At 37.8% G+C, this 21,565-nt stretch carries 19 protein-coding genes; 15 read left to right on the top strand and 4 right to left on the bottom strand.

Annotated elements, in window-relative coordinates; all coding sequences use genetic code 11:
* Positions 1 to 13 precede the first annotated feature (13 nt).
* Both ACYQ2D_RS04340 and ACYQ2D_RS04335 read right to left on the bottom strand, forming a co-directional pair.
* Complete coding sequence (locus ACYQ2D_RS04340) at positions 14 to 1,045, bottom strand: 3-deoxy-7-phosphoheptulonate synthase (protein ID WP_187558130.1); 1,032 nt, start codon at positions 1,043 to 1,045, stop codon at positions 14 to 16.
* 183 nt (positions 1,046 to 1,228) lie between these two features.
* Positions 1,229 to 2,557 (bottom strand): oligosaccharide flippase family protein, encoded by a 1,329-nt coding sequence (locus ACYQ2D_RS04335; protein WP_459784741.1) that lies wholly within the window; start codon positions 2,555 to 2,557, stop codon positions 1,229 to 1,231.
* Between the two features lie 125 nt (positions 2,558 to 2,682).
* On the opposite strand from ACYQ2D_RS04335, the gene ACYQ2D_RS04330 reads away from it, so the two are divergent.
* From ACYQ2D_RS04330 to mnmA, 4 genes are all read left to right on the top strand, one after another.
* The gene (locus ACYQ2D_RS04330) at positions 2,683 to 3,135 is read left to right on the top strand and encodes an RrF2 family transcriptional regulator (protein ID WP_022304420.1); all 453 of its coding nucleotides are present in this window, start codon (positions 2,683 to 2,685) and stop codon (positions 3,133 to 3,135) included.
* Between the two features lie 22 nt (positions 3,136 to 3,157).
* Positions 3,158 to 4,342, top strand: a complete 1,185-nt coding sequence (gene nifS, locus ACYQ2D_RS04325) for a cysteine desulfurase NifS (RefSeq protein WP_022304419.1) — start codon at positions 3,158 to 3,160, stop codon at positions 4,340 to 4,342.
* A 112-nt stretch (positions 4,343 to 4,454) separates the two neighbouring features.
* Positions 4,455 to 4,892, top strand: a complete 438-nt coding sequence (gene nifU / locus ACYQ2D_RS04320) for a Fe-S cluster assembly scaffold protein NifU (protein ID WP_022304418.1) — start codon at positions 4,455 to 4,457, stop codon at positions 4,890 to 4,892.
* The gene (gene mnmA, locus ACYQ2D_RS04315) at positions 4,892 to 5,989 is read left to right on the top strand and encodes a tRNA 2-thiouridine(34) synthase MnmA (RefSeq protein ID WP_459784740.1); all 1,098 of its coding nucleotides are present in this window, start codon (positions 4,892 to 4,894) and stop codon (positions 5,987 to 5,989) included. The genes nifU and mnmA overlap by 1 nt, the downstream gene beginning before the upstream one ends.
* 68 nt (positions 5,990 to 6,057) lie before the next feature.
* On the opposite strand, the gene ACYQ2D_RS04310 is transcribed toward mnmA, so the two are convergent.
* The gene (locus ACYQ2D_RS04310) at positions 6,058 to 6,858 is read right to left on the bottom strand and encodes a histidinol-phosphatase HisJ family protein (protein ID WP_459784739.1); all 801 of its coding nucleotides are present in this window, start codon (positions 6,856 to 6,858) and stop codon (positions 6,058 to 6,060) included.
* A 239-nt stretch (positions 6,859 to 7,097) separates the two neighbouring features.
* Between ACYQ2D_RS04310 and gap the strand changes: the two genes are divergently transcribed.
* From gap to tpiA, 3 genes are all read left to right on the top strand, one after another.
* On the top strand, positions 7,098 to 8,117 hold the full coding sequence (gap, locus tag ACYQ2D_RS04305) for a type I glyceraldehyde-3-phosphate dehydrogenase (RefSeq protein WP_022304415.1): 1,020 nt from the start codon (positions 7,098 to 7,100) through the stop codon (positions 8,115 to 8,117).
* 200 nt (positions 8,118 to 8,317) lie between these two features.
* On the top strand, positions 8,318 to 9,511 hold the full coding sequence (locus ACYQ2D_RS04300) for a phosphoglycerate kinase (protein ID WP_022304414.1): 1,194 nt from the start codon (positions 8,318 to 8,320) through the stop codon (positions 9,509 to 9,511).
* A 45-nt stretch (positions 9,512 to 9,556) separates the two neighbouring features.
* A complete protein-coding gene (gene tpiA / locus ACYQ2D_RS04295) occupies positions 9,557 to 10,309 on the top strand; it encodes a triose-phosphate isomerase (protein ID WP_243182642.1) in 753 nt (250 codons plus the stop codon).
* Between the two features lie 65 nt (positions 10,310 to 10,374).
* On the opposite strand, the gene ACYQ2D_RS04290 is transcribed toward tpiA, so the two are convergent.
* Positions 10,375 to 11,277, bottom strand: coding sequence for a radical SAM protein (locus tag ACYQ2D_RS04290; protein WP_187558126.1), 903 nt, complete (start codon positions 11,275 to 11,277; stop codon positions 10,375 to 10,377).
* A gap of 163 nt (positions 11,278 to 11,440) precedes the next feature.
* Here ACYQ2D_RS04290 and ACYQ2D_RS04285 point away from each other — a divergent pair, with 163 nt between their 5' ends.
* The 8 genes from ACYQ2D_RS04285 to ACYQ2D_RS04250 all read left to right on the top strand — a co-directional run bounded on the left by ACYQ2D_RS04285 (position 11,441) and on the right by ACYQ2D_RS04250 (position 21,498).
* Complete coding sequence (locus ACYQ2D_RS04285) at positions 11,441 to 12,865, top strand: L,D-transpeptidase family protein (protein ID WP_459784738.1); 1,425 nt, start codon at positions 11,441 to 11,443, stop codon at positions 12,863 to 12,865.
* A 171-nt stretch (positions 12,866 to 13,036) separates the two neighbouring features.
* Complete coding sequence (locus ACYQ2D_RS04280; RefSeq protein WP_022304410.1) at positions 13,037 to 13,930, top strand: transporter substrate-binding domain-containing protein; 894 nt, start codon at positions 13,037 to 13,039, stop codon at positions 13,928 to 13,930.
* Positions 13,931 to 14,033: 103 nt separating this feature from the next.
* The gene (locus ACYQ2D_RS04275) at positions 14,034 to 14,744 is read left to right on the top strand and encodes an amino acid ABC transporter permease (RefSeq protein WP_022304409.1); all 711 of its coding nucleotides are present in this window, start codon (positions 14,034 to 14,036) and stop codon (positions 14,742 to 14,744) included.
* Entirely contained in the window at positions 14,728 to 15,555 is an 828-nt protein-coding gene (locus ACYQ2D_RS04270; RefSeq protein ID WP_022304408.1) for an amino acid ABC transporter ATP-binding protein, read from the top strand. The genes ACYQ2D_RS04275 and ACYQ2D_RS04270 overlap by 17 nt, the downstream gene beginning before the upstream one ends.
* Before the next feature lie 113 nt (positions 15,556 to 15,668).
* Positions 15,669 to 17,210 carry a 2,3-bisphosphoglycerate-independent phosphoglycerate mutase gene (gpmI, locus tag ACYQ2D_RS04265; protein ID WP_022304407.1) on the top strand — a complete coding sequence of 514 codons (1,542 nt, stop codon included), beginning with the start codon at positions 15,669 to 15,671 and terminating at the stop codon, positions 17,208 to 17,210.
* A gap of 421 nt (positions 17,211 to 17,631) precedes the next feature.
* The gene (locus ACYQ2D_RS04260) at positions 17,632 to 19,755 is read left to right on the top strand and encodes a SpaA isopeptide-forming pilin-related protein (RefSeq protein ID WP_459784737.1); all 2,124 of its coding nucleotides are present in this window, start codon (positions 17,632 to 17,634) and stop codon (positions 19,753 to 19,755) included.
* Positions 19,752 to 21,029: a hypothetical protein gene (locus tag ACYQ2D_RS04255; protein WP_459784736.1), complete on the top strand. Its 1,278-nt coding sequence runs from the start codon at positions 19,752 to 19,754 to the stop codon at positions 21,027 to 21,029. The genes ACYQ2D_RS04260 and ACYQ2D_RS04255 overlap by 4 nt, the downstream gene beginning before the upstream one ends.
* Positions 21,013 to 21,498, top strand: a complete 486-nt coding sequence (locus ACYQ2D_RS04250; protein ID WP_117456659.1) for a signal peptidase I — start codon at positions 21,013 to 21,015, stop codon at positions 21,496 to 21,498. The genes ACYQ2D_RS04255 and ACYQ2D_RS04250 overlap by 17 nt, the downstream gene beginning before the upstream one ends.
* Positions 21,499 to 21,565: the final 67 nt, after the last annotated feature.

Below are 21,565 nucleotides of genomic sequence, written 5' to 3'. Positions count from 1 at the left end.
ACGGCCTTTTTTATTAGCAGAGCTCTGCAATTGTATAAAGCAGTTTTTCAGTTTCATCCCATCCAAGGCATGGGTCTGTAATAGATTTTCCATAGACATGGTTTGGTCCGATTTTCTGATTTCCCGGTTCAATATAACTTTCAATCATAACGCCTTTTACTAACTGGCGGATGTCTTTAGAAACAAGACGGCTGTGAAGGACTTCTTTGACGATACGAATCTGCTGTTCATATTTTTTACCGGAGTTTGAATGGTTGGAATCAATGATAACAGCTGGATTTGCCAGGTCACGTTCTCCATACATTTCAAGCAGAAGCTGTAAGTCTTCGTAGTGATAGTTTGGAATGGTATTTCCGTGTTTGTTGACAGCACCTCTTAAGATGGTGTGAGTCAGAGGATTTCCTTCAGTGCTGACTTCCCAGCCTCTGGAAATAAAATCATGACCATGCTGTGCAGCAACAACGGAATTAAGCATAACAGAAAAGTCACCACTGGTCGGATTTTTCATACCAACCGGAATGTCCAGACCGCTGACCATCAGACGATGTTCCTGATTTTCAACAGAACGAGCGCCAATTGCAACATAAGAAAGCAAGTCAGAGAGATAATGCCAGTTATCCGGATAAAGCATTTCATCTGCAGAAGTTAATCCGGTTTCTTTAATGGAACGGATATGCATGTGACGGATTGCAAGGATACCGGCAAGTACGTCTGGTTTTGCTTCCGGGTCAGGCTGATGAAGCATTCCTTTATATCCTTCTCCTGTTGTACGAGGTTTGTTGGTATAGATTCTTGGAACTAATACAAGACGGTCGGCAACTTTTTCCTGAACTTTTGCAAGACGGTTGGTGTAATCGCAGACTGCTTCTTCATTATCAGCAGAGCAAGGACCTACAATAACCAGAAATTTATCAGAATTGCCTGTAATGACATCCTGAATCAGACGGTCTCTTGTTTCTTTCACTTTTTTCATTTCTTCGGTTACCGGAGACATTTCTTTGATTTCTTCCGGAGATGGAAGTTGTTTCACAAATTTAAAACTCATCTTAACTTTCTCCTTTATCTCTGTTCATTTTCTGTGGATATTGTACAGAAAGTATCCTATCAATGTTTGATTATAATACAGAAAAAAAGGCTTGTCGACTGTTTTTGACGATTTTATGCTTTAAAGTTAAAAAGAAATATTGCTTTCCTTTCAGATGCTCTGGTAACTTAGTTGCAGAGTAGTTCACAAGCATTTCCCTTTCAGAAAAAGATGAAGAAAAAAAAGCGTTAAAAATGTAGTAATAAGTTCACTTAAAAGCAGTCCCCAGAGGTAACCGATGATTCCGTGGGTCGGAATTACGAAAAAAACAAATAAAAGCCGGATAGAAAGACCTGTCATATTTTGAAAAAAGTAAGGACCGGTCTGACCAAGTCCATTTAAAATTCCACTTAAGGTACTTGAAAGATAGAGACAGGGACAGATAAATGATAAGGTGCGGATAAAAGTGGAAGCAAGTTCATTTTTGAATAAAAACAGTCCGAGAAAATCTGCCAGAAAAAAGAAGCTGAATGTGAAGAGAAAACCAAGAATCAGACAGTAACGAATTGTTTTTTGAATACAAAGCCGAATATTATCATAATTTCCAAGTGCCTGGTGTTCTGCAACGGAAGGCAGCAACATGACCGAGACTGCATTTGTAATTGCACAGGGAAATAGAATTAAGGGCAGCGCCATTCCATTTAAGACACCATATACAGACAGGGCAGTCTGCTGAGTCATTCCAAACAAGCGCAGATGTCCCGGAATTAAAATGGATTCAATACTGTGCAGAAGATTGACCAGAAGGCGGTTACAGGTAAGAGGTGTAGAAAAAGCCAGAATTTCTTTTAACTGCCGAAAAGGTCTGATTATCTTGCGAACAGGCTGAGTGGAGGAGTGAAAATCCATGATGGTAATAAATAAGGCGAACAGCATGGAAATAAATTCCCCAAAAAAAAGACCAAAGACAGCAAGCATAGGAGTGATTGCGTGTCCTTCCTGACTCCAGACAAGCCAGAGCAGATAGGAGGCGGCAACACGGGCAGTCTGTTCGATTAACTGAGAGAGAGCCGGTAAAAGTGTTTTTTTTCGGGCAAAATAATAACCGTTTACGCAGGAGTGAAACGTTCCCATCGGAATGGAGAGGGAGGATACTTTTAAAAGAGAAGTACATTGTGGTTCAAATAAAATATGTATAGCAAACCAGTCAGCATAATGAAAAAGAAAAAAAGTGACGAGAATAGAAAGTAAGGTAGAAAAAGATGTGGCGATTAAAAAGACGGCTCTTGCATAGGAGTCCTCTTTTTTGGCAAATTTGGCAGCAACAAGGCGTGAAATTGCAGTCTGGATGCCACCGACGGTCAGAGCAAAACAAAGAGCATGAATTGGAAAAATCAACTGATAAATTCCCATTCCGGTAGAACCGATTGTCTGAGAGAGGAATATTCTATACAAGAAACCGATTATTTTTGTAAGGAAGCCGGAGAGCGTTAAAATCAGAGTCCCTTTGAGCATAGTACGAGTATGATTCATGGCAGATTTCCAAAAACCTTTTTCTCAAATATATTCAAAAAACCATCTTGACAGAACAAGATAAGAATGATATTCTACTTTTAAATCCGAGTGGAATAGTCGGAATTTAAAAGGATGGTGGTTGTTTGAAATTATCAACCAAAGGAAGATACGGATTAAGAGCCTTGATAGACCTGGCATTATATAGTGAAAATGAGACTGTTTCCATACAGAGTATTGCCAGAAGACAAAACATTTCTGACAGTTATCTGGAACAGTTGATGCGAAAGTTACGAAGTGCAGGACTGATTGTCAGCGTCAGAGGTGCGCAGGGTGGTTATAAACTGGCGAGACCGGCAAACGAAATTTCTGTGGGAGATGTCTTAAGGGCACTCGAGGGAAGTTTAGAGGCCGTAACTTGCGGAGGAGAAGACAATAGTTGCCAGGGGGCAGATTTATGTGTAACCAAATTTGTGTGGGAACGGATTAACAGCAGTATCCGTGACACCGTAGATTCAATTAAGCTGAGTCAGCTTGTAGAAGAAAGCCGTCTGATGCGGGAAAAGGGGCAGATTCAGGTACAAAAATGCGATAATTAAAGTTTATAGGAGAGATAAAGCTATGAAAACAAGTATCTATTTGGACAATGCAGCAACAACAAAAACAGCACAAGAAGTAGTCGATGCAATGCTTCCATATTTTACAGAAAATTACGGAAATCCATCTAGTATTTATGATTTGGGAACAAAAAGTAAAGAAGCTATCACAAAAGGAAGAGAACAGATTGCAGAAGTGCTTGGTGCAAAAAGTGAAGAAATTTATTTCACAGCAGGCGGAAGCGAAGCAGATAACTGGGCATTAAAAGCAACATTTGAAGCTTATAAAAATAAAGGAAATCATATCATCACAACAAAAATTGAACATCATGCAATTCTTCATACCTGCGAATATCTGGAAAAACGCGGTGCAAAAATCACTTATCTTGATGTAGATGAAAATGGTGTTGTTGATTTAGACCAGCTTCAGAAAGCAATCACACCAGAAACCATTTTAATTTCTGTTATGTTTGCAAACAATGAAATTGGAACAATCCAGCCAATTAAAGAAATCGGTATGATTGCAAAAGAGCACAATATTTTATTCCACACAGATGCCGTACAGGCATTTGGACAGGTTCCGATTAATGTAGATGAATTAAATATCGACATGCTCAGCTCCAGCGGTCATAAAATCAATGGACCAAAAGGAATTGGTTTCTTATACATCAGAAAAGGGGTGAAAATTCGTTCCTTTGTACATGGTGGTGCACAGGAGAGAAAGAGAAGAGCAGGAACAGAGAACGTTCCGGGAATCGTAGGATATGGTGTAGCAGCAAAACGTGCAGCAGATTCTATGGAAGAACGTACAAAAAAAGAAATTGAATTAAGGGACTATTTTATCGGAAGAATTTTAAATGAAATTCCGTATGTACGCTTAAACGGAGACCCGAAGAGACGTCTGCCAAATAACATTAATGTAAGTTTCCAGTTTGTAGAGGGTGAATCTCTTCTGATTATGCTTGATATGAAAGGAATTGCAGCTTCCAGTGGTTCCGCATGTACATCTGGTTCTTTAGACCCATCTCATGTATTGCTTGCAATTGGACTGCCTCATGAAATTGCACACGGTTCTCTTCGTATGACAATCAGTGATGAAACAACAAAAGAAGATTTGGATTACACCTTAGACCAGATTAAAGAAATTATAAGCAGACTGCGTCAGATGTCTCCTCTTTACGAAGATTTCGTAAGAAAACATCAGGCATAAGAAAGGCACATAAAAAAGACATAAGAAAAGTTTAAGATTAAGATAACGGTAATAGTTAAGATTTGATTTAAGATAAAAGAAAAAGACAGGATATAACGGAGGAATAAACGATATGTACAGTGAAAAAGTAATGGACCATTTTCAGAATCCAAGAAATGTAGGTGAAATTGAAAACGCCAGCGGAGTAGGTACAGTAGGAAATGCAAAATGTGGAGATATCATGCGTATCTACCTTGACATTGATGATGACGGAATTATCAAAGATTGTAAATTTAAAACATTTGGCTGTGGTGCAGCAGTTGCTACAAGCAGTATGGCAACTGAAATGGTAAAAGGAAAAAGCATTCAGGAAGCACTTCAGGTAACAAATAAAGCAGTTATGGAGGCATTAGACGGACTTCCGCCGGTAAAAGTACATTGCTCTTTACTTGCAGAAGAAGCAATTCATGCTGCACTTTGGGACTATGCTGAAAAACATGATATCAAAATAGAAGGCTTAGACAAACCGAAGTCAGATATCTCTGAGGGTGAAGAAGAGGAAGATTATTAATGGCAAAAAAGAAAGTTGTCGTGGGTATGTCTGGAGGAGTAGATTCTTCCGTAGCAGCATATCTTTTAAAGGAACAGGGATATGATGTCATTGGTGTTACCATGCAGATCTGGCAGGAAGAAGACCAGTTTACGCAGCAGGAAAACGGTGGCTGTTGTGGATTAAGTGCGGTAGATGATGCAAGAAGAGTAGCCCAGATGCTTGAAATTCCGTATTATGTCATGAATTTCAGAAAGGAATTTCAGAAAAGTGTTATTGACTATTTTGTCAAAGATTATTTAGAGGGACGAACTCCAAATCCATGTATTGCATGTAACCGCTATGTAAAATGGGAATCTTTACTGCAAAGAAGTATGGAAATAGGTGCAGATTATATTGCAACCGGTCATTATGCGAAAATTGCACAGCTTGAAAATGGACGTTATACGATTGCAGTGTCAGACGCTGTTGGAAAAGACCAGACTTATGCTTTGTATAACCTGACACAGTATCAGCTTTCTCATACTCTGATGCCGGTAGGTGCGTATAATAAAGATGAAATTCGCCAGATTGCAGAGAAAATCGGACTTCAGGTTGCACATAAAAAAGACAGTCAGGAAATTTGTTTTGTGCCGGATAAAGACTATGCTGGCTTTATTGAAAGAAGCACAAATCGGAAGATACCACAAGGAAACTATGTGCTGGCAGATGGAACGGTAATCGGAGAACACAAAGGAATTACGCATTATACTATTGGTCAGAGAAAAGGGTTGAATCTTGCGATGGGCCATCCGGTATTTGTCACAGGAATTTGTCCGAAAACTAATGAAGTCGTTATTGGTGAAAGTGAAGATTTATTCAAAAAAGAATTAGTCTGTCAAAATATTAACTTTATGGCAATGGAAGATTTGCCTAAAGGAGAAGAAAGACGAGTGCTGGCAAAAATTCGTTACAATCATCAGGGTTCCATGTGCACCATCAGAAGAACCGGTGAGGATGAGATTACAGCAGTTTTTGATGAGCCACAGCGGGCAATTACCCCTGGACAGGCAGTTGTATTTTATGAAAATGGCTATGTAGCCGGAGGCGGAACAATTATCAACAATACAGTAAATTAGTACAGCGTATTAAAAAATCGGGCAGGGCTGATAAAGGCTCTGCTCGATTTTAATTTATAATTATGCAATTATAATGGAAAAAATATAGGTTTTCGTTTTTCAAAAACCGTATAATAGGAAAAGCCACATTGCTTTAAAATATCTACTGCACGTTCAAATTCATAAGCAATATACTGCGGGACATGTGCATCAGAACCAAGAGTGATAATTTCCCCACCCAGTTCACGGTAGCGTTTTAAGATTTCTTCGGTCGGATTTGAATGACCAAGACCGTATTTAAAGCCTCCTGTATTACATTCCAGACCGATGTTTTTATCGACAAGAACACGGAGAATTTCGTCAATGATTTCCTGATAGTTCTGATAAGAATAATAAAGATTTTTGTTTGGACCGTAGCGTACAACGTAATCTATGTGTCCGCAAACATCAAAGCAGGAATATTTTTTGACATTTTCTAAAAGACAGGTAAAATATCGTAAGTAGGCTTCCTTTTCACTGCGGTTTTCATAGAACACAGATTCGTAAGGGTCGAGCCGGTCTACAACATGGACAGAACCAATGACAAAATCAAACGGATAAGAGTTTACAAAATCGGAAAGCTGGTTTCCAAGTTGAGGCTGAAGTCCAAGTTCAATTCCAAAACGAATGTGAATCTGTTCCTGATATTTTTTAGCGAGTGTAGAAAGTGTCTGCTGATAAGCGTCCATGTCTACGAGAAAATCAAACTCTCCAGGTGGGAAATCCAAATCTTGATGTTCTGTAAAACACATAGAAGAAAGTCCTTTTGAAATGGCTGTTTGAATCATTTCTTCCATGGGAGTGTCGCTATCACTGGAGAAAGATGAGTGTAAATGTGAGTCCGAATACATAAAAAAAGCCCTCCTTTGGTTAGTTTTTAACTTGATTTTTGTAAAAAATAAAACAAATTTACTTCTATTATATAGGAAAGGTTGGCAAAAGTATAGGAAAGATGGAAAACTGGAATAAATATTCAAATTGGACTTGAATTTTTGTCCAAAATTAGGTACAATATGAAACAGGTTGATGTTTCTTTAACAATCTTTAGAAACTTCACGTTAAACAAACACTTTTAGGAGGAATGAATATCATGGCAGTAAAAGTAGCAATCAATGGTTTTGGACGTATCGGACGTCTTGCTTTCAGACAGATGTTTGGAGCAGAAGGATTTGAACTTGTAGCAATCAACGATTTAACATCCCCGAAAATGTTAGCTCACTTACTGAAATATGACTCAACACAGGGTAAATATGAGAAAGCAGATACAGTTACAGCAGGAGAAGATTCCATCACAGTTGACGGAAAAGAAATCAAAATCTATGCTAAAGCAAACGCTGCAGAACTTCCTTGGGGAGAAATCGGTGTAGACGTAGTTCTGGAATGTACAGGATTCTATACATCTAAAGAAAAAGCAGAAGCTCACTTAAAAGCTGGTGCTAAGAAAGTTGTTATCTCTGCTCCTGCAGGAAATGACCTTCCTACAATTGTTTACAATGTAAACCATGAAACACTGACAAAAGATGATAACATCATCTCCGCAGCTTCTTGTACAACAAACTGCTTAGCTCCTATGGCAAAAGCATTAAATGACCTGGCTCCAATCAAAACAGGTATTATGTGTACAATCCACGCTTACACAGGCGACCAGATGACTCTGGATGGACCGCAGAGAAAAGGCGACTTAAGAAGAAGCCGTGCTGCTGCAGTTAATATTGTACCAAACAGCACAGGTGCTGCAAAAGCAATCGGTCTGGTTATTCCAGAACTGAACGGAAAATTAATCGGTGCTGCACAGCGTGTTCCAACCCCAACAGGTTCTACAACTATCTTAACAGCAGTAGTAGAAGGAACAGTAACAGTTGACCAGATTAACGAAGCTATGAAAAACGCTTCTACAGAATCCTTCGGATACAATACAGATGAAATCGTTTCCAGCGATATCGTTGGTATGAGATATGGTTCTCTGTTCGATGCTACACAGACAATGGTTCTGCCTCTGGACAACGGAACAACACAGGTACAGGTTGTTTCATGGTATGATAACGAAAACTCTTACACAAGCCAGATGGTAAGAACAATCAAATACTTCGGAAAATTATTAGCAGAATAATTTTATTCGCTGAATTTAAGAAGAATAAAGACTCAGTGAAGGGGTCCGGTCTTTTGTTGGACCGGACTCCTTTTGTCATTTTATGGGGAAAATATCCTGTAAATTTGTCCATTATTTGACATATTTTATGTTAAATTCAGACTACAAATACAGTTTAAGAACGGACAGAAAATAATAATTTATTTAAGGAGGCATCATTTATGCTGAATAAGAAAACAGTTGATGACATCAACGTAAAAGGAAAAAAAGTACTGGTACGCTGTGACTTCAATGTACCGCTGCAGGATGGAAAAATCACAGATGAAAACCGTCTGGTAGCAGCTCTTCCAACTATTAAAAAACTGATTGCAGATGGAGGAAAAATTATTCTTTGTTCTCATCTTGGAAAACCGAAGGGAGAACCAAAACCAGAATTATCTCTTGCACCGGTTGCAGTTCGTTTAAGTGAATTACTTGGACAGGAAGTAAAATTTGCAGCAGACCCAGAAGTTGTTGGACCAAATGCGAAAGCAGCAGTGGAAGCAATGAACGACGGAGATGTTATTTTACTGGAAAACACACGTTATCGTGCAGAAGAAACAAAAAATGGTGATGAATTTAGTAAAGAACTCGCATCTCTGTGCGATGTTTTTGTAAATGATGCATTCGGAACAGCTCATAGAGCACACTGCTCAAATGTAGGTGTTACAAAATATGTAGATACAGCAGTTGTTGGATACTTAATGGAAAAAGAAATTGCCTTCCTTGGAAATGCAGTAAACAATCCGGAAAGACCGTTCGTTGCAATCCTTGGTGGAGCGAAAGTATCCAGTAAAATCTCTGTAATCAATAACCTTCTTGATAAAGTAGATACTTTAATCATCGGTGGTGGTATGTCTTATACTTTCTCTAAAGCATTAGGCGGACATATCGGAACTTCTCTTTGTGAAGATGATTACCTTCAGTATGCACTTGACATGCTGAAAAAAGCAGAAGAAAAAGGCGTAAAACTGCTTCTTCCTGTAGATAACCGTATCGGTGATGCATTCTCTAACGACTGCAACATCAAAGTTGTAAAACGTGGAGAAATCTTAGACGGATGGGAAGGCATGGATATCGGACCGGAAACAGAAAAACTTTTTGCTGAAGCAGTAAAAGATGCAAAAACAGTTGTATGGAACGGACCGATGGGATGTTTTGAAATGCCAAATTTTGCACATGGTACAGAATCTGTTGCAAAAGCATTGGCTGAAACAGATGCTACAACAATCATTGGTGGCGGTGACTCTGCTGCCGCAGTTAACATTTTAGGTTATGGCGACAAAATGACTCATATCTCCACAGGTGGTGGTGCATCTCTGGAATTCCTTGAAGGAAAAGAACTTCCGGGCGTAGCTGCTGCAAACGATAAATAATAACATTTTATTAATATCTGTTAGAGAAAAAAGGAGATAAGAAAAATGGCAAGAAAAAAAATTGTTGCTGGTAACTGGAAAATGAACATGACTCCAAGTGAAGCAGTAAAATTAGTAGAAACTTTAAAACCATTAGTAAAGAATGAAGAAGTAGACGTAGTATTCTGTGTACCGGCTATCGATATCATTCCGGTTGTAGAAGCAGCAAAAGGCACAAATATTCAGGTTGGTGCAGAAAATATGTACTTTGAAGAAAAAGGTGCTTACACAGGAGAAATTTCTCCAAATATGCTGACAGATGCAGGCGTAAAATACGTTGTTTTAGGTCATTCTGAAAGAAGAGAATACTTTGCTGAAACAAATGAAACAGTAAACAAAAAAATGTTAAAAGCATTTGAACATGGAATTACTCCAATTATGTGCTGTGGTGAAACTCTGGAACAGAGAGAACAGGGCGTAACAATGGATTTCATTCGTCAGCAGGTAAAAGTTGGATTTATGAATGTAACAGCTGACCAGGCAAAAGAAGCGGTTATCGCTTATGAACCAATCTGGGCAATCGGAACAGGTAAAACAGCTACAACAGAACAGGCTCAGGAAGTTTGTGCCGGAATCCGTGCATGCATCGCTGAAATCTATGATGAAGCAACAGCAGAAGCAATCCGTATTCAGTACGGCGGTTCTGTAAATGCAAAAACAGCACCGGAACTGTTTGCACAGGCTGATATCGATGGTGGTCTGGTAGGCGGAGCTTCTTTAAAAGAAGATTTCGGACAGATTGTTAATTACAATAAATAATTAGTTAGAAAAAAATAAAGGAATCCCCGTATCTTGGAAAATATTTGAAAAGATACGGGGATTTTTTATAACCCTTCCAAATTAAATGGTGGGGTATATTCTTCTTTTGCACTGCTTTTTTCCTGCATAAAACCATCTACAAGTCCAAGTGAAATGGCTTCTTTTAAAACAGATTCATATTCATAAGTAGTAATTCTGCGGTTCAGTTCCGGATATTCATGACTTTTATAAAAAGGTGTATACTGACTTAAAAGACTGATAAGATAGCTTTTGTCAGGAAGCGCTTCTTTTATCCAGTGAAGCAGGGTGATAGAGTCTTTTCGACAGTTTGGAAGTACAAGATGCCGGATAATTACTCCTTTTTGCAACATTCCGTCGGAGTCAAAGACGGGAGCGCCTGTCTGCTCTATCATAAGTTTGATGGCGCATGAGGCAATTTCAAAATAGTCTTCTGCTTTAGAATATTTTCTGGAAAGTTCAGAACTGAAATATTTCAAATCCGGAAGATAGATATCAACATAACCTTTTAAAAGCCGGATGGTTTCTGGTTTTTCGTATCCACTGCTGTTATAGACAATGGGAATTTTAAGCTGATTTTTTACCAGGTCAAGAGCATTTAAAATAGATGGAAGATATTGAGTAGCAGTAACCAGGTTAATATTATGTGCGCCCTGGTTTTGAAGTTCAAGAAAAATCCGGGCAAGTTTTTGTTCGGAAATTTCTTTGCCGTAAGCCGCACTGCTGATCCTATAATTTTGGCAGAAACAACAGCGAAGAGTACAGCCGGAAAAGAAAATTGCCCCACTGCCTCTTGTACCGCTGATACAGGGTTCTTCCCAATGATGAAGGGCAGCACGGGCAGCCTTTATCTGAGAAGAGGACTGACAAAATCCAAAAGACGAAGTCCGGTCAATGTGACAGTTTCTTGGGCAAAGTGAACAATTTTCATAAATTTTAGAATAATTCATAATCAAAAATTCTCCTGTAAACTTAAGGTATCTTAATATTAATGAAATTTCTCTGAAATTTCAAGAGAAGCTGGAAAAAGTCTTTCTTTTTGTCAATTTTTGGGGTAAAATAGGGTCGATTATAATTATAATTGAGAGGACTAAAAGGGGTAAAAGAGACAAAATGGAAGAAACACAGGGAAAGAAAAAACATAAAGTACTAAAAAGAGTGCTGATTGGACTGGTGATTCTGATTTTGCTTGGTCTGGCGGCCGCTTATATTGCGATTGGCTATTATTATCAGGATAAGTTCTATGAAGGCACAATAATAAATGGAACAGACTGCAGTAATCAGAATGTAGCTTATATAAAAGACATTGTAAAAAAAGAGGCAGAAATTTATTCTCTTACGATTAAAGAACGTGGAGATGCACAGGATATGATAGATGCTTCAGATATTCAGATTACTTATAAAGATGATAATGAAATTGAAACAATCATGAAGCAGCAGGATGCATGGAAATGGATTTTTCGAATTGGAAAAGACAAAAATTATACCGTGAGTCAGGAAAACTCTTATGATGAGGCGAGTCTGGAGTCTTATGTGAATCAGATGGCATGTATGCAGGATGCAAATATGACAGCTCCACAGGATGCGTATATGAAAGATAACGGAAGTTCTTATGAAATTGTTCCGGAAGTAGAAGGAAATACGCTGGATAAGACAAAGACCTTGGAGGCTATCAAAGAAGCAGTAGATAAACGTGAAAAAGAAGTTTCTCTGGAGGACGCAGGCTGTTATGTAGAGCCGGCTGTTCGCCAGAATGATGAAACATTGAAAAAAGAAGTGGAACAGTTAAATAAGATGACATCTGCGCAGTATGTGCTTGATTTTGGCTCTGGACAGGAAACAGTCGATAGAAATAAGCTTCAGTCCTGGTTAAAAGAAGATGAGGCAAATCATACTTATTCGTTTGATGAGACTGCAGTTAAACAATATGTCATTGATTTATCTTCTAAGTATAATACGGAGGGAAAAGCAAGAAGTTTTGTAACAAGCGGAGGTCAGACGGTAAATTTAACGACAGGAGATTATGGATACCGTTTATGGCAGGATAAGACGACAGAGTCGCTTTTAACTGCTATGAACAGCGGAGAAAGCCAGACTGTAGAAGTAACCTGGCTGTATAAAGGACAGACACACGAAGGAAATGAAATTAACGGAACTTATGTAGAGATTTCCATTTCTGAGCAGAGAATGTGGTTCTATAAAAACGGAAGCCTGATTGTTGACACACCAGTCGTAACCGGAAATCCAAATACCGGACATGCAACACCGGCAGGTGGTGTCTGGAAATTAAAAGACAAAAAAAGTCCGTTTACATTAACGGCATACAATCCAGATGGAAGTCAGCAGTATGCAGAGCCGGTTACTTATTGGATGCCATTTAACGGTGGTGTTGGAATTCATGATTTAACAAAGAGAACTGCATTTGGCGGGGATATCTATCTGACAAATGGTTCTCATGGATGTGTCAACACACCGCTTGATGCAGTAGCGACAATTTATAATAACATAGAAATTAATACACCGATTGTGGTTTATTAATAATTTATTAATAAAAAGAAAGAGAACGATTTTGAGCTGGTCGGAGTCGTTCTTTTTTATCGGGATTTTAAATGTTGAAATTCTGCTTTAAAACTGGTATAATGCATTAGGCTGAATATTAATACATCATGAGGTAAAAATCATGAATAAATAAAAGAAGGAGAAAACAAAATGAAGAAAAAATTATTTGCATTAGTGTTAGCTTCTGTTATGGCAGTTTCCATGACAGCATGTGGAGAAAGTAAATCCGCTTCTGATAACAGCGGTTCTGCGAAAAGTGATTCCGCAGGAAGTAGTAAAGGAGTAAAAGTAATTGATATCGATCTGACAAATGAAGAATATGCTTTTGGTGTAGATAAAGACCAGGAAGAGCTTTTAACACAGGTCAATGATTTCATCGGAAAAATCAAAGAAGATGGAACATTAGATGACATCTGTCAGAAATACTTTGGCGGTGGAGAACCGACAGCAGTAAAATCAGCACAGCTTGATACTTCAAAAGATCAGCTTGTTGTTGCAACAAACGCAGCATTTGAGCCATTTGAGTATACAAAGGGTGAAGATTACTACGGAATCGATATGGAAATCGCTTCTATGTTAGCTGATGAATTAGGACAGGAACTGGTAATCCAGAACATGGATTTTGATGCAGTGTGCCTTTCTGTTGGACAGCACAAATGTGATATTGCAATGGCAGGTCTGACTGTAAATGAAGAAAGACAGGAATATGTAAACTTCTCAGATACTTATTATCAGGCATCTCAGCGTCTGATTGTGAAAGCAGATGATACCACATTTGATGACTGTAAAGAAGCAGCAGATGTAGAAGCATTACTTCAGAAAACTACTTCATCTGACAAGATTGGTGTACAGGCAGGAACAACCGCACAGTACTATATTGAGGGAAGCGATGACTGGGATTTTGCAGGGCTTCCGGCTGAATGTGTACAGTACAAAAATGGTTCTCTTGCGGTACAGGACTTAGTAAATGGAAACCTCAAATATGTAATTATTGATGCGGCACCGGCTGCCTGCATTACAGAAGCAATTAATGCAATGCAGTAAAAAAAATTCCTGTAGATAATAAAAAAGAAACAGGAAGCGAAACAGATAAACTAAAAAAGCGGGCAGAATTTCGTCCGCTTTTTTCTTTACAAAAGGTGATAAGATGGGAAATTTTGGACAGAAGATTGATAAATTTATTGAAATTTTTCTGCAGCAGAACGGATATGTAAAGGTAGTACAGGGACTTCAAAATACACTCCTGATTGCAATTACCGGTTTGATTATTGGTATTGTAATCGGTACTTTGATTGCGACTGTGCGTGTGCTGCCAAAATATAAACGTCTGCCGAAAGTATTAAATGCAATTTGCAGTGTATATGTTAGTCTTTTTCGAGGAACACCTATGGTAGTACAGCTGCTGGTATTTTATTATGTGCTTCTGCCGATTATTGGGGTGCATATTACCGGTGTTCAGGTGGCAATGGTTGTATTTGGATTAAACAGTGGCGCTTATATTTCTGAAATTATGAGAAGTGGTATTCAGTCTGTTGACTCCGGACAGTTAGAAGCCGGACGCGCAGTCGGATTAAGTTTCGGTGTTACAATGGTGAAAATAGTCATTCCTCAGGCGGTTAAAAATATTTTGCCAACGCTGGGAAATGAATTTATTTCTTTGATTAAAGAGACTTCTGTTGTAAGTTTTGTCGGTGCGGCAGATTTATATGTGGCATTTAGTTACATTGGAAGCAATAGTTATGAATTTATGGTACCTTATCTTGTAATGGCTATGATTTACATTGTATTGGTATTAATTATTTCACTGTTGATTAAACTGTTAGAAAGGAGCCTGAATAGAAGTGATAGACGTAATTAATCTGAAAAAAAGCTTTGGTGAAACCGAAGTATTAAAAGATATCAGCGTAACGATTAATAAAGGTGATATCGTGGTTGTCTTAGGACCTTCAGGTTCTGGAAAAAGTACTTTTTTACGTTGTTTAAACTGTATGGAAGACCCGACAGGCGGAAGCATTATCTTTAATGGTGTAGATATTGCTGATATAAAAGTGGATATTAATATTCACCGCCGTCATATGGGAATGGTATTCCAGCATTTTAATCTGTTTAATAATAAAACAGTAATTCAGAATATTATGCTTGCTCCGGTCTATGTAAAATGTCAGGAGCTTCGTAAAAATAAAAGAAAAAATATCAAAATCCGAATCAAAAATTTATTTTCCAAACAAAAAGAAGAATTAATTCCGATTACGACATCCAAAGCAGAAATTCAAAAAGAAGCAAAAGAGCAGGCAATGAATCTGTTAAAGAGAATTGGTCTGGAGGACAAAGCAGATGTGTATCCGTCTACTTTATCAGGCGGTCAGAAACAGAGAGTTGCAATTGTTCGTTCTCTTGCAATGAATCCGGATGTGATTTTATTTGATGAGCCGACCAGTGCACTTGACCCTGAAATGGTTGGAGAAGTATTAGACCTGATGAAGGCACTTGCAAAAGAAGGCATGACCATGATTATTGTTACTCATGAAATGGGATTTGCAAAAGAAGTGGCAAACCGTATTCTGTTTATGGATGAGGGATATATTTTAGAGAGTGGTTCTCCGAAAGAGTTTTTTGAACATCCAAAGAGTGACCGGGCAAAAGAATTTCTTTCAAAAGTACTGGCATAAAAGAATTCAGAAAAAATGGATTTACCCAAAATCTGATTCGTGCTATAATAAGTTACTGTGAGAAATTAAGACAGACAAAGCAGAAAAAGTGATAGAAACAGAAGGGAGAAATTATGAGTAAAAAACCAACCGTATTAATGATTCTTGATGGATATGGACTCAATGATAGATGTGAGGCAAATGCAGTATGTGAAGCCAAAACTCCGATTATGGATCAGTTAATGGCTCAGTGCCCGTTTGTAAAAGGAAATGCCAGTGGTATGGCAGTAGGACTTCCGGAAGGTCAGATGGGAAACTCAGAAGTTGGACATTTAAATATGGGCGCTGGTCGTATTGTGTATCAGGAACTGACAAGAATTACAAAAGAAATTCAGGATGGAGATTTCTTCAAAAATGAAGCACTGTTAAAAGCAGTAAAAAATGCAAAAGAAAATAATTCTGCCCTGCATTTATTCGGATTATTATCTGATGGTGGTGTACACAGCCATAACACACATTTATATGGACTGTTAGAGCTGGCAAAAAGAGAAGGACTGGAAAAAGTATTTGTACATTGCTTCTTAGACGGACGTGACACACCGACAACAGGTGGAAAAGAATATATCAAAGAATTAAATGACAAGATGAAAGAGCTTGGTGTCGGTCAGGTTGCGACAGTAGTAGGTCGTTACTATGCAATGGATCGTGATAACCGTTGGGATCGTGTAGAAAAAGCTTACAATGCAATGACAAAAGGCGAAGGAATTTTGGCAGAGTGCCCTGTATGCGCAGTAAAAGCTTCTTATGAAGCAGAAAAAACAGATGAATTTGTAGAGCCGACGGTTATTGTAAAAGATGGAAAACCAGTTGGAACGGTTCAGGATAAAGATTCTGTTATCTTCTTTAACTTCCGTCCGGACCGTGCACGTGAAATTACAAGAGCATTTTGTGATGATAACTTTGAAGGATTTGCAAGAGAAAAGAGACTGGATTTAACTTATGTATGCTTTACAGAGTATGATGTAACAATTCCAAATAAAGAAGTTGCATTCCACAAAGTTTCTATCGAAAATACATTTGGAGAATTCCTTGCAGCACACAATATGAAACAGGCGCGTATTGCGGAAACTGAAAAATATGCGCATGTAACATTCTTCTTTAACGGTGGCGTAGAAGAACCGAATGAAGGAGAAGATCGTATTTTGGTAAAATCTCCAAAAGTAGCAACTTATGACTTAAAACCGGAAATGAGCGCTTATGAAGTATGCGATAAACTGACTTCTGCAATTCGTTCTAAAGAATACGATGTCATTATCATCAACTTTGCGAATCCGGATATGGTTGGTCATACAGGTGTGGAAGCAGCTGCAATCAAAGCTGTAGAAGCAGTAGATGAGTGTGTTGGAAAAGCGGTAGATGCATTAAAAGAAGTAGACGGACAGATGTTTATCTGTGCAGACCACGGAAATGCAGAACAGTTAAGGGATTATGAGACAGGTGAAGTATTTACTGCTCATACAACAAATCCGGTTCCATTTATTCTGGTAAATGCAGACCCGGCTTATGGATTAAGAGAAGGTGGCTGTCTGGCAGATATCGCTCCGACTCTGATTGAACTGATGGGTATGGAACAGCCGAAAGAAATGACAGGAAAATCTCTGTTAATTAAAAAATAAAATTTTAGATTTTGATTGTTAATTCAATTATAAGACCTCAGGAGATGGAGGAAAGTCCTTCTATCTCTTGAGGTCTTTTTCAAGTCTTTATTTATTGCTTGTGAAAAAAAGATTCCTGACAGATATAAAACTTTTTTAGAGAATCTTCTAATTTAGGAGAGTATCTGCGTTTTTACTGAAAATAAGTGAAATTGCCTGGAAAGTATTTAGTAAATATTCCGAGTTGTTTTTTTAAAACAGATATGTTATTATTTCATTACACTTCAGATACAGAAAAAATCAAGTCTGTATGTTTAATCCTGACCATTCGGTCAAAAATTTCAACTTTTCAAAAATACAATAGTGCATGAATATACAGAAAAAGGAAAGTTCGAGGATTTTTTACGCTTTTTTCTGTGTAGCTATGCGGAAAGGGGTAATTATGTCCTGGAGAAAATGTAGAAACAAACTGTTTGCCTTAGGTCTTTCTGCCTTGATGTGGGGAAATACCTTCTCAGGAGCTGTCTGGGCTTCTGACTTGGAAATGCAAAATACAACCGTGCAGGAGCAGGAAAATGTAATGGAGGGAGAGTTACAAGAAAAATCAGAAATACAAGAATCAGGGTCACAAGACACAGATGAGTCAGGAACAAAAATGCCGGAATCGAAGATATCGGAATCAGAAATATTAGAAACGGAAACTTCAAAAGAGACACAAGAATCAAAATTAAAGCAAAAAGAGGAAGTAGAAAAAGCCGGATTAGAAAAAGAAGAAGTAGAAAAAGAAAAATTAAAAGAAAAATTTGAACAGGACAAATTGTTAGAAGAATTAGAACCGGAACTGGTTGACTCAGGTCTTTATGAAAAAAATCAAGCATTTCATTTATTTAGTGCGACAAGCAGTAAATTAGAGGTGAAATGGAATGAATCCTTTGCCAGTTTTGATTCTGGTCTGATGAGCGCCAATGATAAGATGAACAGTTCGATTAAGTATGTGGCAGCTACGGATAAAAATAATCCGGATTTAAAGGGAAAACAACGTGCGGTATACTGCCTGCAGTATAATAAAGATGGCCCACTTGGCGATGTGAGCTGGAATGGTTCTGGCAGAATTGCGCCAAGTCTTGCATATCTTCTATATTGGGGATGTCGTTATATTGGAGAACAGAGTGTCTGGAGTGGTTATCAGACCGGATATGGCTGGAAATATGATTATATGGCAACTCAGTATGCAATTCATATCGTAAACAACGAATATTCTTTAAATACATTTTATAGTCATCTCTTAAATAGTTCGAAAAAAGAATCCTTTTATAAAATAGTAAAAAAAATGACAGAAGATGCAATAAATCCTGTCTATTATAATCCGTTTGAAGATGGATGGCAGAATTTTAAATATTCGTTATCCGATACTTCTGTGACATGGAGTGCGCAGAGTTATAACGGAAAAGCAGGATATATGACAAAATGGATTTCTCAGAAATTAAATGATGGACAGGTAAACTGCAATGAATATATTCAGTCACGAAAAATTACAGTAGACCATAATGCGACAGTCATTTGGAAAGACAGTGGAGATTCTTCTGATTTTCGACTTTGGATTCCGTTGTCTGTTTACTTGGAATTACAGGCAGAAGGAGGAACGATAACAGCTTCTGTAAATGGAACGCATTCCGCATTTCTTTCGGGATGGAATTATTTAAGTGTCAGTAACCCGGATGATTTTCAAAAAGTAACACTGTTAGAAGGTGGAGGAAGAAATGTAGGACATTCAGCAAAAGTTACAGCAACAGTTCCAAAAAAAGATGTAAAATGTTACATTGATCTTCAAAAACTGGATAAAGAAACCGGACTGGATAAACCACAGAAAAATGCGAGTCTGAAAGGTGCGGTATATGAAGTCCGAAACGCAAAAAATATTGTAGCAGACAAAATGGTAACAGATGAAAATGGAAAGGCAACGAGTAAGGCACTGGAGATAGGGACTTATACCGTAAAAGAAATTGAGGCTTCATCAGGGTATGAACTGGATACACAGACTTACACAGTAACATTTTCCAATACAGATGTAAATCAGACAATTTACCGTGCTGAGGTGAAATCACAAGAACCTGTCCATGTTCCAAAAGAAGTTTCCATTGAACTGGAAAAAGAAATCTTAGAAAAAGAGATTAATTTTGCAAATGGAGAACCGGTGTTTTTATTTGAAGTAAGAGGGACGAAAGTGGATGGCACAGAATGTGTTTATCATAAAGCGGTTTCGTTTACCAGAGAGTATGTAGAAAAGAATAAAAACTCTGATGGGACAATTCGTGCAAAAGTGACGTTTGAACATCTAATGGAAGGAATTTATACGGCAAAAGAGATAAAAGTGATGCGGTATGTCTTAAAAGACATCAAAGAAATTTCAGGTGGTGTCAGAAAAGGAGAGACGGTCGTATTTGATTTAAAGCAAAATGAAAAAGGAAGTGCCGTATTTGTAAACGAGAAAAAGGAATGGCAGGACTGGTCTGATGACAGTTATTGTGAAAATGTGATTCCGGGGAAAGCAGGTGATGCAAAATGAAAATCAAAATGAAAAAAAGAACAGGTAGAAAAGAGAAAATATACAAGAAATACAGCCTTTTGTGGATTAGTGTAATTGCTTTAGTTGTATTGGATATCAGTGTTGCTTCTGTTTCGGCTTATTTTAGTGACAGGGAAGAAAAGAGGAATCGAATAACGGTAGGAGACAGTAATATTGAAATTGTTGAAGAATTTGACCCTCCTGAAAAAATCGAACCAGGAAGTCATTTTACAAAAAAAGTCTGTATGAAAAATCTGGGAAAATCGGACTGTTTTATCCGATGCCGTCTGGAATTAAGTTCAGAAGAGATTCTTCCGTACCTTGAATTTGATATAGATAAAGCAAAGTGGAGTCTTGAGGAAGATGGATATTATTATTATCGGGAAGCAGTAGAAGTGAAAAAACAGACCACAAATCTGCTGGAAGAGATTCAGATAAAAGAAAATGCTCCATCAGAAGTGACAGAGAAAGGATTTTCTGTTTTAGTTTATGCAGAGTCCTATCAGCAGGGCAATTTTGAAAAAAATCAATGGAAAGAAGCCTGGGAACATTTTGAAAGAAATCAGCATGCAAAGGTTTTAAAGATGGACAATCAAACAGTAGCTGCGTCTGCTTCAGATAAGAGAATTCAGAATACAGAACAAAAAGCAGTATCGAAGCTTTCTAAAGCAGATGGTGAAGTAGATATTGAATTAAAAGAGTATACGTTGGATGAAAAAGGAAAAGAAACAGCGTGGAAAAATCTGTCAGATACACTTCCGGGGCAGAAAATTGTAAAAATCCCAAGAGTAACCAATGTGGCGTCGGAGTGTGAAATTCGGGTAAAAATAGAAATGGTAATGGGAGAAGAAGTAGAAATTCCGATTACAGTTGATTTGCTTGAAGGAATGTCCAAAGATTGGAGTTATGATAAGACAGATGGATATTATTATTATAGAAAAAAACTGAAAAAAGGAGAATCTGTGGATATATTTCAAGGATTCAGAATTCCACCAGTATGGGATACAAGGTATACAGAAAATAAAGCAATTAAAAAATATTATACGGAAAACACAGTAGATGTGGTAGTAACCGTAGAAGCAATTGGAGAAGAACAGCAAGAACAGGAAGAGAAATGGCAGGGAGAAAAAACAGTTGTAAGTTCTGTGAATGCCCCAAAAACCTCGGATGAGACAAAAAAGATGCCATTTTTTTTCGCAACAGCTTCGGCAGCAGGAGTCATACTTATCTATTTCTCTTTAAAAAAGGACAAAAACAATGAGACAAAGATTTGAAAAAATGCTTTATTTATCAGGTAGTATTCTATTCCAAATTCTTTTGATAGGTCTTGTTATCAATCTGGCAGGCTGTGTCGCAGGGATTAAACCGGTGGCTGTAAAAAGTGGTTCTATGGAACCGGCAGTCAAAACCGGCAGTATCTGCTGGGTAAATTTTAAGGCGGATAAATCAAAACTTGGAACAGGAGATATAGTTGCATTTGAACGGGGAGACGGACAACTGGTATTACATCGAATCGTTCGATGCACCAAAAAAGGATTCATTACGAAAGGAGATGCAAATGAAACACAAGACATAGGAGTGGTCAGATGGGATCAAATTAAAGGAAAACAACTCTTTGGACTGCCATATATTGGTTTTTTATTTCTAAGAACAGAAAAACAGATGGCGGTTTCACTTCTCATCGGCAGTTTGATACTGTTTAGTCTATTTGTAATTCAAAATCAATTCAAAAGACGAATTTGAAAAACAAATCCAAAAAACAAATCAAAAGAAATTCAAAGAAATACAAGTCAAATTTTAAAATCACTAA

This window comes from Blautia stercoris (assembly GCF_054657695.1).
The sequence above is the reverse complement of the archived record's forward strand: the minus strand, read 5'-3'. Positions and strand labels throughout refer to the sequence as shown.

What these genes read in the sequence shown, in the direction of transcription:
- ACYQ2D_RS04300 (WP_022304414.1), top strand. Translation starts at nt 8,318, where the DNA reads ATGCTGAATAAGAAAACAGTTGATGACATCAACGTAAAAGGAAAAAAA.
- ACYQ2D_RS04280 (WP_022304410.1), top strand. Translation starts at nt 13,037, where the DNA reads ATGAAGAAAAAATTATTTGCATTAGTGTTAGCTTCTGTTATGGCAGTT.
- ACYQ2D_RS04285 (WP_459784738.1), top strand. Translation starts at nt 11,441, where the DNA reads ATGGAAGAAACACAGGGAAAGAAAAAACATAAAGTACTAAAAAGAGTG.
- ACYQ2D_RS04340 (WP_187558130.1), bottom strand. Translation starts at nt 1,045, where the DNA reads ATGAGTTTTAAATTTGTGAAACAACTTCCATCTCCGGAAGAAATCAAA.
- gpmI (WP_022304407.1), top strand. Translation starts at nt 15,669, where the DNA reads ATGAGTAAAAAACCAACCGTATTAATGATTCTTGATGGATATGGACTC.
- tpiA (WP_243182642.1), top strand. Translation starts at nt 9,557, where the DNA reads ATGGCAAGAAAAAAAATTGTTGCTGGTAACTGGAAAATGAACATGACT.
- nifU (WP_022304418.1), top strand. Translation starts at nt 4,455, where the DNA reads ATGTACAGTGAAAAAGTAATGGACCATTTTCAGAATCCAAGAAATGTA.
- ACYQ2D_RS04335 (WP_459784741.1), bottom strand. Translation starts at nt 2,557, where the DNA reads ATGAATCATACTCGTACTATGCTCAAAGGGACTCTGATTTTAACGCTC.
- ACYQ2D_RS04310 (WP_459784739.1), bottom strand. Translation starts at nt 6,858, where the DNA reads ATGTATTCGGACTCACATTTACACTCATCTTTCTCCAGTGATAGCGAC.
- ACYQ2D_RS04260 (WP_459784737.1), top strand. Translation starts at nt 17,632, where the DNA reads ATGTCCTGGAGAAAATGTAGAAACAAACTGTTTGCCTTAGGTCTTTCT.
- ACYQ2D_RS04290 (WP_187558126.1), bottom strand. Translation starts at nt 11,277, where the DNA reads ATGAATTATTCTAAAATTTATGAAAATTGTTCACTTTGCCCAAGAAAC.
- gap (WP_022304415.1), top strand. Translation starts at nt 7,098, where the DNA reads ATGGCAGTAAAAGTAGCAATCAATGGTTTTGGACGTATCGGACGTCTT.
- ACYQ2D_RS04275 (WP_022304409.1), top strand. Translation starts at nt 14,034, where the DNA reads ATGGGAAATTTTGGACAGAAGATTGATAAATTTATTGAAATTTTTCTG.
- nifS (WP_022304419.1), top strand. Translation starts at nt 3,158, where the DNA reads ATGAAAACAAGTATCTATTTGGACAATGCAGCAACAACAAAAACAGCA.
- ACYQ2D_RS04255 (WP_459784736.1), top strand. Translation starts at nt 19,752, where the DNA reads ATGAAAATCAAAATGAAAAAAAGAACAGGTAGAAAAGAGAAAATATAC.
- mnmA (WP_459784740.1), top strand. Translation starts at nt 4,892, where the DNA reads ATGGCAAAAAAGAAAGTTGTCGTGGGTATGTCTGGAGGAGTAGATTCT.
- ACYQ2D_RS04250 (WP_117456659.1), top strand. Translation starts at nt 21,013, where the DNA reads ATGAGACAAAGATTTGAAAAAATGCTTTATTTATCAGGTAGTATTCTA.